9 protein-coding genes are annotated in these 15,189 nt (G+C 70.0%); 6 read left to right on the top strand and 3 right to left on the bottom strand.

Annotated elements, in window-relative coordinates; translation table 11 throughout:
* The first annotated feature begins 4 nt into the window (after positions 1-4).
* The 6 genes from AB0H54_RS17915 (at position 5) to AB0H54_RS17890 (ending at position 5,061) form a co-directional block, all read left to right on the top strand.
* Positions 5-1,105, top strand: coding sequence for a hypothetical protein (locus tag AB0H54_RS17915; RefSeq protein ID WP_357346456.1), 1,101 nt, complete (start codon positions 5-7; stop codon positions 1,103-1,105).
* Between the two features lie 33 nt (positions 1,106-1,138).
* Positions 1,139-1,717 (top strand): hypothetical protein, encoded by a 579-nt coding sequence (locus tag AB0H54_RS17910; protein WP_357346455.1) that lies wholly within the window; start codon positions 1,139-1,141, stop codon positions 1,715-1,717.
* 262 nt (positions 1,718-1,979) lie between these two features.
* Positions 1,980-2,531, top strand: coding sequence for a DUF3558 domain-containing protein (locus AB0H54_RS17905; protein WP_357346454.1), 552 nt, complete (start codon positions 1,980-1,982; stop codon positions 2,529-2,531).
* An 18-nt stretch (positions 2,532-2,549) separates the two neighbouring features.
* Positions 2,550-2,915 carry a hypothetical protein gene (locus AB0H54_RS17900; protein WP_357346453.1) on the top strand — a complete coding sequence of 122 codons (366 nt, stop codon included), beginning with the start codon at positions 2,550-2,552 and terminating at the stop codon, positions 2,913-2,915.
* The gene (locus AB0H54_RS17895) at positions 2,915-4,273 is read left to right on the top strand and encodes a hypothetical protein (protein ID WP_357346452.1); all 1,359 of its coding nucleotides are present in this window, start codon (positions 2,915-2,917) and stop codon (positions 4,271-4,273) included. Before AB0H54_RS17900 ends, AB0H54_RS17895 begins: the two co-directional genes overlap by 1 nt.
* Positions 4,270-5,061: an ESX secretion-associated protein EspG gene (locus tag AB0H54_RS17890; protein ID WP_357346451.1), complete on the top strand. Its 792-nt coding sequence runs from the start codon at positions 4,270-4,272 to the stop codon at positions 5,059-5,061. Before AB0H54_RS17895 ends, AB0H54_RS17890 begins: the two co-directional genes overlap by 4 nt.
* A 54-nt stretch (positions 5,062-5,115) precedes the next feature.
* Here AB0H54_RS17890 and AB0H54_RS17885 read toward each other — a convergent pair whose 3' ends face one another.
* The 3 genes from AB0H54_RS17885 to AB0H54_RS17875 all read right to left on the bottom strand — a co-directional run bounded on the left by AB0H54_RS17885 (position 5,116) and on the right by AB0H54_RS17875 (position 15,179).
* Positions 5,116-5,448 (bottom strand): VOC family protein, encoded by a 333-nt coding sequence (locus AB0H54_RS17885; protein WP_355271262.1) that lies wholly within the window; start codon positions 5,446-5,448, stop codon positions 5,116-5,118.
* 115 nt (positions 5,449-5,563) lie between these two features.
* Entirely contained in the window at positions 5,564-10,087 is a 4,524-nt protein-coding gene (locus AB0H54_RS17880; RefSeq protein WP_357346450.1) for an amino acid adenylation domain-containing protein, read from the bottom strand.
* A 28-nt stretch (positions 10,088-10,115) separates the two neighbouring features.
* Entirely contained in the window at positions 10,116-15,179 is a 5,064-nt protein-coding gene (locus tag AB0H54_RS17875) for an amino acid adenylation domain-containing protein (RefSeq protein WP_357346449.1), read from the bottom strand.
* Between the last annotated feature and the right edge of the window lie 10 nt (positions 15,180-15,189).

Raw genomic sequence — 15,189 nt, 5'->3', positions numbered from 1 at the left:
CGATGTGAGCTACTGGCGACCTGTCGTGAACGCGATCCTGTACTCGGTGCAGTTCGAGAAGAAACTCGACGAGCCTGTCGTAGACAGGATCGCGTATGCGCTGCTGACAGAGCCGCTCGCCACACTGACCCCAGAGGAGGAGTATCAGTCGCTTTCCAATGGCCTCGCGACGGGGGCACCCCTTCCAACACTGGTGCAGATGCCCCAGGGGACAGCAGAACTGCAGGAATTCTTGAGTCGAGTAGTTGCACGCATGGACGAGATGCGCCCGTGGCCGACGCTACCGTATGTCCTCTTGCCCGAAGACAGCGTGTCGTCTTTCAAGGACGCCACTCCGATCGCGCGTATATCATCCAGCGTAGACGACATCCAGGCCCGGATATCGCGCGGATTCTACTGGGGAACAGAGTATGGAATCTTCCTTCCTCTGAAGATGCGGTCGGGGAGAATTATCGGCATGTTCACCCCGTTCTGGGACGACAGCGACGACATCGTTCTCGTCGACGCGACACACGATCCTGAACCGAATGCCGTCATCGATGAACTACTGTCCGTCACGCGAATTGATCCCCAACAAGTTACCCGCCTGAGCGCCGATGACCTGGAGCAGTTCACCGAGGACTACGCGACGACGCCGATTCAAGAAACCTTTCGCGGTGAGCACCTACCCGGAAACTCCGTATGGGGCGACAAGCGCGTCGCGTACTTGACACCGAGCGAACGGGAATCGTATCGGATCATCGTTCACGATGGATTTCTCTACGATGCTCGCGGGCAACTGCTCGATACGAGCGATTCCCATACGCTGTGGTCTCCCGAGGGCGGACGGGCAATTTTCGTGATGGACGGTAGCGGCGATATCTACTCCTCGCCGCACCACGTGCTCGGCGAATTTCATCACTCGAGTTTCCTCGCGGGTGAACCGGCGGCCGGCGCCGGCGAGATCGATGTCAGGCAGGGGCGCGTTCGACTGATCAGCGATCAGAGCAGCCACTACCGCCCGGCGCGACGCTACACCGAACAAGTCGTAGACAGCCTTGCCCGACAGGGTGTTCAAGTCGATGACCTTCAGGTCGAATATCACTCGCCACCGGACCAACCGTAGCAACAGTGTCAGCCCGATACCGAAGGACGCGATATGCCTCATGACGGCCGCTTGGCTACCGGGGAACAGGTCATCGCCTATCTCCGATGGGTGCTGAACACACCTGGAGACTTCCTCGTCTGGGAAACTCCGACCCACTGGATTTGCCAGGATAAGCCGCATCCCCCGGATGAGCGAACTGTGTGGCAAGGCGACGGAACAACGCCACCGGACCCTGGCGGCGGGTACAAGGTGTACGGGATCGAGAAGAAGAACGCGCACGTTCATCTCATCGGCCAGAACCCACCGGATCACCCCGTCCACCTTCTCGATCGCGCGAACTGGGAAAATACCTTCTTTCGCGTGGGACAGATCCATCCGAAGCCGTGGCAGGTGGGAATCAATCTAGTCAGGGACACCGGGCGAATACTGACGATCCGGACTCGATGCATTTCCCGGACCGACCCGCCTCAGCCACCGATCGATCAGCGGGTCACCATCGACAAGGTGACCGGGAAGATCGACTACGGCATTGTCCCCGCGCCACGTGTCCTGATCCAAGCAGTGACGAAGGTCCGGCACTCGCTCTCCGATGGCGAGCCATGGCCGGTGGCAACAACATTCGAAATCTGAGCGTATGTCGCAGGTGAATGGATTCGGCGAGGCGCGACAAGGAGACGGATTGTTCGATGGTTGCCGGAGACGGGAAGAGGGACGGTATGGCTAGCGGTGCGGGCTGGGGTGGCGATAGGAGGTTGTGTTCGGGGCGGGTGGGTATCCGTATGGTCGTCGGGGATGGCGGACAGCTGCGGTCGGGGATGGAACCGGTCGGGGGTTGGGTGCGTCTAAGGATGTAGTGGCGGGGAACTGTCGCGTCTGACCAGGTAGGAGAGCTGTGCGAGGCGTTGTGGTGGTGCGGGCGGTGGCCTGTGGGCTGGCTGGTGTGGCTGTGCTTGCTGGGTGTGGGGATGGCGAGCAGGGAGCTGGCGGGCCTACGAAGGCGGCGGTCGAGGTGTTCAACCCGTGTCGGGGGGACCTGTCGGATGAGGTGTTGCGGAACGCCGGTCTCGATCCTGCGACCAAGCGGGTGACTACTGATCCGCCGACCGGTGCTTCGGCTTGGCGAATCTGCAACTGGGCGCCGCTGGATGATCGGGCTGAGATCGGTAAGCGCCGGGTGGCGGTTATATCGACCAGCAACACGCTGGCCCAGGCGCGCACCAAGGACAGCCTCGTCAACGTCCGGGACACGTCGGTGAATGCTCGTCCAGGTCTGGTCTCGCAAGAGAAGAACGACCCCAACAGCTGCTACGTGTCGTTCGAAGCCGAGCAGGGCATGTTCGAAATCAAGGTGGGCTGGCTGAGCACGGAGGGACCCCGTGTCGGGGACACCTGCGAGATGGCCGCGACATTCGCGGCGGCGCTCGAGCCGAAGCTACCGAAGTAGACCCGGGGGAACCAGTCGATGACACAGGACCACGCCGATTACTGGCGGAATATGAAGGCCCAGGCGATCAGCGGCGAATTCAAGATCGAGGAAGACCTCGGTCAAGCCATCGCCACTGTGGTCAGCCAGTACATCACCGACCTCGAGCAGCAGAAGTTCGAGGCGACGACGTTGGAGCACTTGAACGGATGGGGCGACCTGCCATCCGCAGTAGCCATCCGGGAAAAGCTCGAGGGCAAAGCCTCGGCCGACAACTCGGCAGTCAAGCGCCTGGACGAGCACATCGCCATCGCCCGCGACCAGCGCGACACTTTCCTCGCCGCCATCGGCAAACTGCAGGCCGTCGACCAGCAGACCGCGGGCGCGCTGGGGGCTGGTCTCTGATGGGGTTCTGGAGTGGCCTCGGCAATGGGGTCGGCGCGTTCGGTGAGTTCCTGGGCCACGTCGGCACGGTCGGCATTTTCAAGGTCATGGACAACTATGACCGGGCCGACGAGTCCAGTCGGCTCGATCAGGACGGCCGGGAAGCGTGGGAGGGTGACCGGGCCATCATCACCGATGAGTGGTCGCGGCTGAGTGCCAATTCCGGGCTGACGATGGACAAGGCGGCGATCACCTCGCCCGAACCGTTCAGCACCTGGACGCATCAGCAGATCTGGCAGGCGCTCAACGGCAAGGACGGTAGTTCCGGTGTCGACGCGACGGCGGTGAACGCCGGCGCGGATGGCTGGCGGCGACTCACGACGGGGACCGAGACCGCGGTGACGAACTACCGCAACAGTTTCGAGCGGGTGCTGTCCGAGAAGTGGTCAGGCCAATCGGGTAACGCGGCGATCGATGCGGTGAAGAGCTACACCACCGACGCGACGAAGCTGCCCACCGCATTTCAGATGGTGGCCAACGGAATCGACCACATGCAGGGGCTGCTCGGGCAGTCGAAGATCGCGATTCCGAAGCCGAACGAGGTGTCCGGCTTCGACGAGTTCATCAGCCATATCCCCGGCAACGGCGTGGTCAAAGCGGCGAAGCATCGGGCGACCGAGGCGGAGGAAGACGCGCGGCTCTTCATGATCGGCACGTATCAGCCCGGTTCGGTGATCGTCGACGGCAAGACTCCGGTGCTGCCACTGCCGCAGAACAACACCGAGAATCCCGGCGACGGCGATCCCAAGACCCGTAACGGCAACGACGGCACCACCAACGGGACCACCGACGACAACGGCACCACGCCGGGGACCGATCCCGCTGGGACGCAGGAGAATCCGGGGACGACGTCGCCGCAGACGACCGACACCGGCGACGATCAGACCGACGACGATGGCACCGAGGACGACTCCACCTCGCCGAGCGGTACCGATCCGTCGGCGACCACTCCCGCCACCACTACGCCGGGGACCGGCCAGCCGACGACTCCCGGTGACACCAAGGGCGGTGGGTCGCCGGGCGGCGGCTCGCCGGGGTCCGGTGTGCCCACCGGGGCGGGTGTGCCCGGTGCGGGGCGCAGTGTGTCGGGCACGCCCGGTGGCGCGGGCACCGGTGTTCGCGCGGCGACGGCGGGTGCCGCGGGCGCGCGGGGCATGAGCGGGATGCCCGGCATGATGGGCGGTGGCGGGCGTGGTGGCAACGGCAAGGACGACGAGAACGAGCACACCAGCCCCGACTACCTCATCCAGGATCGGGAGAGCGAGCTCATCGGGCAGTTGCCGCCGACCCTGCCGCCGGGTGGAGTGATCGGCGCGTGAGCTGGGATCACGCCGTGGAGGAGCGCGAGCAGGTGCAGCTCGGCCGCTGGCGACTCGACCCGCACGCGTTCGCCATCGGCGTCGAGGGGCACGGGCGGGACCGGCTGCCGTATCCGCTGACCTTCCGGCCGGAGTTCGCGGAGACGCTCGAGATCCATGCCGAGCGGCGCAGGGCGGCGGGGCTGCGCTTGCAGCAGGTCTATGACCAGCGGCTGCACCGGGCGTTCCGGGCGCTGCTCGAACCGGAGGTCAGGGTCGAGATCGAGGGGCTGTCCGGTCCCGGTCAGACCGACGTCGTGCGGGTGTACGCGGGGATCGTCGAGGATCACGCGGCCCTGGCGGTCCAGGCACATGGGCCGACCAGGGAAGAAGGCGGCGATCTCACCCTGAGCATCGTGCCGCTGCCCGAACTGGCGGCCGAGATCGTCGCGGCGCTCCCCCGGGTGCCGGGTGGGACCACGCCACGCTTCCAGGGGCACCGCGGTGACCTCGACGCCGCCACCTACGCCCGGCATCCCACGCGCCTGTCCCCGGCCGAGCAGACGCAGCGGTTCTTCCGCCGCGCCCGCGTCGGCACGGGTGAGATCACCGTCTACCCGGGCTTCCAGCTGGACGCGCGCCCGACCTCGGACGGCAAGGCGTTCCTCTGGCTCGACTACCCCGACGACGGCCGCTACCTGCTGCAACACCACGACGCCGACGAGTTCACCGTCATCCCCGGCCCCGCGCCCGAGCTCCAGCACCGGATCGCCAAACACCTGGCGATATTCACCGAGCGCCGTCGTTGACCTGTCGCCGCGCGAGCGGCGATCCCGGATTCGACCGAGCCGAGCCGCGTGACGCTACTTCCCGCGCAGGCCGAAGGGGTTGCCGTCGGGGTCGGCGAGGACACAGATCCGCAGGCCGGGGGCCACTTCGCGGGGGGCGGAGCGGTCGGTGGCGCCGTTGGCGAGCAGGGCGGTGCGGGTGGCGTCGAGGTCTTCGACGTCGGTCATGGCGACCGGGCCTTCCGCCACGTCGCCCTGGGGGTTGAGGCTCACCTCGAAGCCTTCGACGTTGTAGCCGACGTAGTAGGGCTCGTCGGTGTGTGGGGTGCCGTAGAGGGCGGTGTAGACCTTCTTGGCGGATTCCAGATTGGCGACGGGGATGACGACGGCGCCGATGGCTGGGCTCATCTTGGCTTCCTTCCGAAGGGTGTCGGTGAAGATCGTGATGCTCCGTCAGCCAGCCTAACCACCGGAAACGACGAAAGCGGGCAGCGTGGGCTGCCCGCTTTCGTCGGTGTCTCGGTCAGATGGCGTCGGCCAGGGCGGCCAGCGCGGCGGTCCAGTGTGCGGCGAAGCGTGCTGCCTCGGCTTCGGAGAACAGGGCCGTGCTCCAGCGGAAGTTGGTCGTCAGGGCCGGGCCGTCGGGGGTGGTGCCGATGCCGGCGATGACGTCGACCGCGTAGCGCAGCGGCAGATCGGGCTCGGGGTCGAGCGGCAGGGCCGTGTCGTGCGCGCCGACCAGCAGGGACCAGGGGTTGCCCTCGGTGCCGGACAGGTCGATGCGGCCCAGGTAGTTGAACTCGACCTGGGGTTCGGCCGCGGCGTGGAGTTCGGGGACCCGGTCGACGTAGCGGAGCAGGCCGTAATCGAGGCCCTGGTTGGGGATTTCGCGCAGGTGGGTCGTGACGCCGTCCAGCAGGGTGCGGGCGGCGGCCGGATCCGCTTGCGCGCGAGCGACATCCACCGCGTCGTCGCCGACGCCGAGGCGGACGGGGAAGACGCTGGTGAACCAGCCGAGGGTGTTGGCGGTGTCGGTGCCGAGTTCGGCGTCGGCGCGGCCGTGGCCCTCCAGCGCGATCAACGCGCCTGCGGCAGGGTCGTTTCCGTTGTCGGCGTGGACCGAGGCCATGGTCATGGTGAGGGCGGTGAGCAGCAATTCGCGCACACCCTCGTCCTTGCCGACATGGGCCAGCAGGCGTTCGGTCAGGGCGACCGGTGTCGCGACCGTGCTGACGCGCAGGGTGGACCAGGTATCGGTGGCCGGGGCGGGCAGCCGCGCGCCGAGCGCGGCGTCGGGCGCGCTCACCTGGGCGGCCCAATAGTCGCGCTGGGCGAGCACTTCCGGTTCGGTGGCGCGCTGCCACATCGCTTCGGACCACTGCCGGTAGGAGGTGAACTCGGGCAGCATCTTCGGTGTCACGCCGGACTGGACCTGCTGCCAGGCGGCGGCCAGACCGTCGATCATGATGTGCCAGGACACGACATCGACGGCGAGGTGGTGGATCGCCAGCAGCAGGACACCTTCGGCGTCGGCGGGGAACCACACCGCGCGCACCAGTTCGCCGGCGCGCGGGTCGATCGCGTCGTTGGCGGTGCGCGCGAATTCGGTGATGGCCGAGTCGAGTTCGGCTCCGGCGAGGCCACGCGGCGCCTCGATGACGACATCGGCGGCCCGCACCGCGCCGGGCGCCCTGGTGACCAGGCGCGGTCCGTCGGGGGTGTCGGTGAGGACGGCGCGCAGGGTGTCGTGCGCGTCGAGCAGGGCTTGCAGCGTGGCGTCCAGTCCGGCGCGGTCGATGCCCGCGGGCAGGCGGAGCAGAGCGGTCTGGGTGAAGCGGCGGTAGTTGCCGTACTCGTACATCCACGACACCACCGGCAGCGGCGGCACCACGCCGTAGGCGTCGGCACCGGACTGGGCGGCGACGGCCGGGCCGTCGTCGGCAGCGGCGGCGAGTTCGCGAATCGTCGGGCAGGCCAGCACCATGCGCGGGTTGAGCGCGATGCCGCGCCGCCTGGCCTTGTTGACCAGCGAGATCGCGACGATGCTGTCGACGCCGAGTTCGTAGAAGTCGGCGTCGACGCCGGGGGCGCGGCCGTCGAACAGTTCGGCGAAGACCTCGCTGAGCGCGATCTCGGTGGGGGTCTCGGCGGCGGCGCTGCCGTCGACGGCCGCGAGGGTCTGTTCGGCGAGTTCGTGCAGGGCGTGACCGTCGAGCTTGCCGTTGACGTTCACCGGCAGCTGTTCGAGGACGACGATCCGCGCGGGAATCATGTACGCGGGCAGGCGCTGCGCCAGATCCGCGCGCACCCGGCTCACGACCACCGCGCGCCCCGCCTTGCCGACCACGAAACCGACCAGCGACGCACCACCGGCGCGCCGCACCACGGTGACCGCGGCGGTGTCGATATCGGCCGAGCGGCGCAGCGCGGTCTCGATCTCGCCGACCTCGATGCGGTAGCCGCGCACCTTGACCTGCGCATCGGCGCGGCCCAGGTAGCCGAAGCGGCCGCCGGGCAGCCTGCGCACGAGGTCGCCGGTGCGGTACATGCGCTGACCGGGGCGATGCGGGTCGGCGCAGAAGCGGTCGGCGGTGATGGCGGGCTTGCCGAGGTAGCCGCGGGCCAGCTGCGTGCCGGACAGGTAGAGCTCGCCGACGATGCCGGGCGGCACCGGGCGCAGCCGCGAGTCCAGGACATAGCCGGCCATGCCGCCGTTGGCGGTGCCGATGGTCGGGATCGCCGAGGTGGCGACCGGGGCGACGACCGCCTCGACGGTGGTCTCGGTGGGGCCGTAGCAGTTGTAGACGGCGGTGCCGGACAGGGCGCGCAGGCGGGCCCAGAGGGCGGTGTCGATGGCCTCGCCGCCGAGCGCGAGCACCGGCAGGTCCCGATCGAGCAGGCCCGCCGCCGCCAGCTGCGCCAGCATGGACGGGGTGGTGTCGATCATGTCGATGCCGAATTCGGCCATGCCTGCGACGATCCGGTGCGCGTCGCGCATCTCCTCGGCGTCGAACAGGTGCAGGGCCTGACCGGCGAAGAAGCCGACCATCGGCTGCCAGGACGCGTCGAACCCGAGCGACCACGCGTGCGCGACCCGCAGCGGGCGGCCGAGCTTCGCCATCGCGGGGCGGTAGAAGCGTTCCAGATGGTCGGCGAAGTACCCGGCCAGGGCGGCGTTCGTGCCGACGACGCCCTTGGGCTCGCCGGTCGAGCCGGAGGTGAAGATGATGTAGGCGCTGTGCTCGAGCTCGCGGCGCACGGCGGGGGCCTGGGCGGGGCGCGCGGCGACGCGGTCGACGACGGCGGGGTCGTCGAGCAGCAGGACCGCCATCGATCGCCGATCGAGCAGCGCGCGGTCCTGGCCGAGGACGATGGCGAGCGCCGGGTTCGACTGGCGCAGAATCGATGCGATGCGACTCGCGGGCAGGGTGATGTCGACCGGCACGTACGCGGCCCCAGCGGCGAAGGTCGCCAGGATGGCGACGATGGACGCGGTGCCACGCGGGAGCATCAGCGCGACAACGGTTTCCGGCCCGACGCCGTTGTCGGCGAACTCCCCCGCCAATCGGCAGGCCTGATCGCGCAGCTCGCGATAGGTGAAGACCTCACCAGCGGTGGTGGTCAGCGCGGTCGCGTCCGGCGTCTCGGCGGCCTGGCGCTCGAACAACTCCCACGGCGTCGACGTCGGCGCTGGCACGAGATCGGTTGCCGCCGCGCGCAGTTCGGCGTGTTCGTCGGCGGTGAGCAGGTCGATCGCGTCGAGCGTGGCCGTGGCGTCGAGTTCCGGCAGCGCGCGCAGCACCGCGACCAGGCGGGCGCCGAGATCGGCGGGGTCGAGGTGGCCGAGCAGGGCCGGGATCGCCTCGACGAGGACGAGCAGATCGCCCTCGCTCAGGTGCGAGACGACGGTGAGCGGGTAGTGCGCCAGGCTCTCCATCTCGATCGGCCGGAACCGCGCGCCGTCGGGGGCGGTGACGGTCTGGATGGCGTCGTCGATGGGGGCGTTCTCGAAGACGAACAGGGTGTCGAACAGCGAGCCGTGCCCGGCCGCGCGCTGCAATGCCGACAGGCTGAGGTAGCCGATGTCGCGCATGGCGGCCGAATCCCGTTGCAGGCGTGCGCACTGCGCGACGACCGGCTCGGCCGGGTCGAGCCGGTGCACGACCGGGACGGTGTTGATGAACAGCCCGACCATGCCCTCCACGCCCGCGAGCTTCTCGGGGCGGCCGGAGATGGTGGTGCCGTAGACGACGTCGCGCCGATCGGTGATCCGGCCGAGCAGCAGCGTCCAGGCGAACTGGACGGCGGTATTGAGCGTCATGCCGTTGGCGCGCGCCCACTGCTGCAACCGCGCGGTCTCGGTGGCGGACAGGCGAAGTCGCGTGGTCTGCGGCACGGCGGAGCCGCGCTCGCCGGTGCCGTCGGCCAGGACCAGCGGCGCGCTGACCTGCCCCAGGTACTCGGCCCATCGGCGGGCGGCGGCGTCGTGGTCCTGGGCGCCGAGCCAGCCGATGTAGTCGCGGTACGGGCGCGGGGCGGGCAGCCCGGCGAGGCTGCCGCCCGCCTGGTAGACGGCGAGCAGTTCGGTGAAGAACACCGCCACCGCCCAGCCGTCCATCAGGATGTGGTGCGCGGTGAGGATCATCCGCCTGCGCGGCTCGGGCGCGTCGGTGACGTTCAGCAGCAGCACCCGCAGGGCCGGGCCGCGACTCAGCGCGAACGGCACCCGGCGCTCGGATTCGGCGATCGCGTCGAAATCCGCTGTCCGCGCGTCACGCTCGGCCCAGGGCAGCTCGGCGCGCGACGGGATGATCTGCACCGGCTTGGGCACATCGGTGTCCCAGAACGCGGCGCGCAGGTTCGGATGCCGGTCGAGCATCGCCTGCGCGCTGCGGCGCAGCAGGTCGGGATCGAGCGGGCCATCGATGTCGACCACGAATTGCATCGTGTACAGGTCGATCTCGGTGCCCGCCAGACGCGACAGCGAGAAGAGCCCCTCCTGCAGCGGGCTCAGCGCCAGCACGTCCTCGATCTGCGGGGCACTCATGCGATGTCCTTCCGTACCTGCGTGTTCACTAGCCCTGCGCCTGCCAGGCCGCTGTCAGCGCCGACAGCGCGTCGGCTTCCAGACCCGAGGCGCTCATCGGCGCGTGCGAGACCTGTTCGGGTTCCTCGGCATTCGGCTGCTCCGCGGCGGCGGCCGCGTCGACGGCGGCGGCCAGTTCGGTGATCGTGAAGTACTCGAACACCATCTGCGGGGTCAGCGGCAGGCCGAGGGCGGCGGCGCGGGCCGACCACTGGATCGAGATGACGCTGTCGCCGCCGAGGGCGAAGAAGCCGTCCTCACCGGTGACGTCGTCGATCTCGAGCAGTTCCTCGATCAGCGCGATGAGCTGACGCTCGGTCTCGGAGTCGGCCGCGCCCGCACCCGCGGTGGTGGCCGCGGCGATCGGGGCCGGTGCGGCGAGCAGCCGGTCCAGGTCGGCCTGCGGCAGCACCCGCAGCTCGGCGACCGGCAGGTCCGGCGTCTCGGCGAAGGCGCGCAGGGTGGCGGCCAGCGCGTCCGCGATCAGGGCGGCGGTGGCCGGGTCGTAGAGGTCGGCGTTGACGACGACGCGCACGTCCATGCCGCCGTCGGCGGTCACGTTCAGGCTCAGGTTCAGGTCGAGGAACGAGACGTCGAAGTCGGCGGGCAGCACGGTCACCGTCGAGGCGCCCGAGGACGCGAACGGCAGCGTGGCCGGTGCCCAGTCCGCGCCACGGAAGTGGATCATGCTCTGGAACAACGGGTTCCGCGAGCGCGAGCGGCGCGGGTTGAGCGCCTCCACGAGCCGCTCGATCGGCAGCTCCTGGTGCGCGTTGGCGTCGAGGACGACATCGCGGGCCGCGCGCACGGTGTCACCCAGGGTGGGCGCGCCCGACAGGTCGTTGCGCAGCACCACCATGTTGGCGAACAGGCCGATCAGGGCGGTGGTCGCCGAATCGGTGCGGGCCGCGACAGGGGTGCCGAGCGAGATGTCGGTGCCGCCGCCGAGCGCGTGCAGGAGCGTGGCGACGGCCGCCTCGCACACCATGAACTCGGTGGCGCCACTGCGCAGCGCCAGCGCCTCCAGCCCGGAGCGCACGCTCGCGGGCAGCGAGAAGGTGACCACCTCACCGCGCTTGCCGAGCACCGGCGGACGCTGCCGGTCGTGCGCGACCGCGATCTCCTCGGGCACGTCGGCCAGCGTCGCCTTCCAGTAGTCGATCTGGGCCAGCGCGAACTCGCTCGGCGCGGCCTGGTCGAACAGCTCGCGCTGCCACAGGGCGTAGTCGGCGAACTGGATCGGCAGCGGGCTCCAGCCCGGGGCGCCGCCCTGCTCACCGCGGGCCCGGTAGGCGACGGTCAGGTCGTCGAGGAGCACGCCGAACGACGCGTGGTCGGCGACGATGTGGTGCACCAGCAGCGAGAGCACATGGGTGTCGGCGTCGAGGACGAGCAGTTCGGCGCGGATCAGCGGCTCACCGTCGAGGGTGAACGCGTACTCGGCGATGGCCGCGAGTTCCGCGGTGAGGTCGGCGGGCGCGATCTCCCGGATCGGCAGCGGGACGGCGGTGGCGGGGTGCACCACCTGGTACGGGATGCCGTCGTGCTCGGGGAAGGTGGTGCGCAGCGACTCGTGCCGGGCGACGACGTCGTCGAGCGCCGAACGCAGCGCGGCGATGTCGAGCGCGCCGTCGAACCGCAGGGCCAGCGGCAGGTTGCCGACCGAGCCGGCACCCTCCATCCGGTACTGGAACCACATGGCCAGCTGCGAGTACGACAGCGGGACGCGCTCGCCGCGCGGCCTGCCGCCGATCGCCGGACGGCCCGGATTCGCCTGCGGGGCAGCGGTATCGACCACCACCACCTGCTCCTCGACGATCTCGTCGTCGGCGTCGACGGCGTCGAGGTCGAGGTCGAACTCGGCCAGGAAGCGGGCCACCAGGTTCGCGGCCAGCGCGGCCGGGGTCGGGCTGTCGAAGACGACGCGGACGTCGAGCTCGACGCCGAACTCCGCGCGCACCTGGGCGACCAGCCGGGCGGCGAGCAGCGAATGCCCGCCCAGCTCGAAGAACGAGTCCTCCGCGCTGACCTCGTCGAGCCCGAACAGCGTGCCGAACAGGGCGCACATCTTGCGCTCGGTCGCGGTGGCGGGCGCGCGGTGAGCGCGCACGACGGCGGGCGTCGCGGTGGGCAGCGCGCGCTTGTCGAGCTTGCCGTTGACGGTCAGCGGGATCTCCGGGATCACCGCGAAGGCGCTGGGCACCATGTATTCCGGCAGCCCGGTCGCGGCGAAGGCGTGCACCTGCTCGAGGTCGATCGACGCGTCGGCGGGCACCACGTAGGCGGCCAGCATGGCGCCGACGGCGGGGTCATCGGTGACGACGACGACGCAGTGCGCGACGGCGGGATGCGCGGCGATCGCGGCCTCGACCTCGCCGAGTTCGATCCGGAAGCCACGCACCTTCACCTGCTCGTCGGCGCGGCCGACGAACTCCAGCTCACCGAAGCTGTTGCGGCGCACCAGGTCACCGGAGCGGTAGAGCCGCGCACCCGGGGTGAACGGGTCGGCGACGAAGCGCTGCGCGCTCAGCGCGGGGCGGTCCAGGTAGCCGCGGGCCAGCTGGTCGCCGCCGAGGTAGAGCTCGCCGACCACGCCGTCGGGCACCAGGTGCAGGGCCTCGTCGAGGACATAGGTGTAGACGTTGCGGTTGGGGATGCCGATCGGCACCACGCCGGTGCCCTGCGGGCCGGCGACCGGCATGTGGGTCGAGCAGACCACGGCCTCGGTCGGGCCGTAGTGGTTGCGCAGTTCGGCGTCGAGGGTGTTGGCGAAGCGGTCGGCGACCTCGCCGGGCAGCGCCTCACCGCCGACCGGGACCTGCCGCAGCGACTGCCACTCGCTCACTTCGGGCAGCAGCAGGAAGGTGCTCAGCATGGAGGGCACCATGTGCAGCACGGTGACCTGGCGCTGGGTGATCAGGTCGGCGACATAGCGGATATCGCGGAAAGCGTTGGGCTTGGGCACGATCAGCTGCGCGCCGACCGTGAGGGTGATGGCGATGTCGACCAGCGAGGCGTCGAAGCTCACCGACGACGACTGCATCAGCCGGTCCTCGGCGGACATGCTCCAGTCGGCGGTGAAGCACACGATGTGCTCGGCGATCGCGGCGTGCGGCACCGGGACACCCTTGGGCTTGCCGGTCGAGCCGGAGGTGTAGATGACGTAGGCGAGGTTGGCGGGCAGCAGCGGGCGCAGCCGGTCCGCGTCGGTCGGCGTGGTCGCGGGCAGTTCGGCCGCGATCGACTCCGCGGCCGCCAGCTCCACGGCACCGAGCAGCAGCCGGGGACGCGCGTCCTCGACCAGGTACTCGATCCGGTCCTCGGGGTAGGCCGGGTCGATCGGCAGGTACGCGCCGCCCGCCTTCAGCACGGCGAGCACGGCGACGATGAACTCCACCGAGGTGCCCAGGCGCAGCCCGACGATGTCCTCGGTGCCGATGCCCTGCCCGATCAGCCAGTGCGCCAGCCGGTTCGCGCGCGCGTGCAGCTCGCCGTAGCTGAGCTCGATGTCGTCGGAGGCGAGCGCGGGCGCGTCGGGGGTGGCGGCCGCCGCGGCCTCGAACAGCGCGATGAGAGTGGTCGGCGGCTGGTCGACGAGCACGCCGTGCGAGCGCTCCAGTAGCGCGGCGCGGTCGTCGGCGCCGAGCATGTCGAGGTCGGCGAGCCTGCGCCGCGGGTCGCGCAGGGCGGCGTCGAGGAGCCTGCCGAAGTGCGCGAGCAGCTGCTCGACGAGGGATTCGGCGAGCACGTCGGTCTGGTACTCGGCCTCGACCACGGCGGTGCCGTCGTCTTCGAGCACGATCGCCAGCGACAGCGGCACCTGCGCGCTCACCGCGCCCAGTTCGAGCTGGGTGGAGGTGACGCCGTCGATGGCGAAGCCGTCGGCGCTCTTGCGCACGCTGAAGCCGAGGCGGACCAGCTGGTCCATGCCGTCCCGACCGGCCACCCGGTCCGGATTCGCCTCGCGCACCACGCGATCGATGCCGACGCCGCGCCGGGCGAACCCGCCGGCGCAGGTGTCGCGCACGGCGGCGACGAGCTGGGCGAAGTCGTCCCGGTCGCCGAAGGTGGCGCGCAGCAGCAGGGTGTTGCCGAAGTAGCCGATGAGCTGCTCGGTGCCCGCCGGGCGATCGGTGACCGGGATGGAGACGAGGAAGTCGTCGGCGGCGGTGTAGCGGTGCACCAGGGCGTCGAAACCGGCCAGCAGCACCATGAACGGGGTCGCGGCGTGCTCGCGCGCGAACTGCTCGGTGCGGGCGACCAGGTCGGCCGACAGGCGGTGGGTGCGGCGCTGGGCCTGCCTGCCGGGGGCCGCGGCGGGCGAGCCCGGCAGTTCCAGCGGTTCGGGCAGCGGGCGCAGGGCCGCGCGCCAGTAGTCGACGTCGGCCTCGGCCGCCTCGGCGGTGGAGGCGATCGCGGCGAACTGGACCGTGGCGCCCGCGCCGGACCCGGCGCGGTAGGCGGCGTTGAGCTCGGCGAAGAACACCGACCAGGAGTCGTCGTCCCAGCAGATGTGGTGGATGGCGAACAGCACGACGTGCTCGTCGGCGCCGGTCCGGATCAGGGTGGCGCGCACCGGCAGTTCGGTGCCGAGGGCGAAGGGGCGGCCGAACTCGCGCCGAGCCAGCACCTCCACCCGCAGGTCACGGCCGGATTCGGCGAGGTCGGTCAGGTCGTGGGTCTGCCACGGCGCGCGGCCGTCGTCGGTGAACACCTGGAACGGCTCGCCCTCGGCGTCCGCGCCGTAGGTGGTGCGCAGGATGTCGTGGCGGGCCACCACGGTGTCGAACGCGGCGTGCAGGCGCTCGCCGTCGAGCGGCCCGGTGAGCCGGTAGGCGACACAGATGGACAGGGCGGTGTCGTCGGCGTCGCGGGTCTGCAGGAACCACATCCGGCGCTGGCCGGGGGTGAGCGGACGGCGCTCCCCCGCCGCGATGCGCGGCACGGCGACGGGTTCGGGGGTGGCGGCGGCCATGCCGCTCGCGCGCAGCTTCTGCTGGAGCAGCAGCTTGCGGCGCTCCGCGACGGACAGGGTGGCTTCGGTGTCAGACATGTTCGTTCGG

This window comes from Nocardia sp. NPDC050718, from assembly GCF_040654235.1.
Taxonomy (GTDB): Bacteria; Actinomycetota; Actinomycetes; order Mycobacteriales; family Mycobacteriaceae; genus Nocardia.
This window is presented reverse-complemented; position numbering and strand designations above follow the sequence as displayed.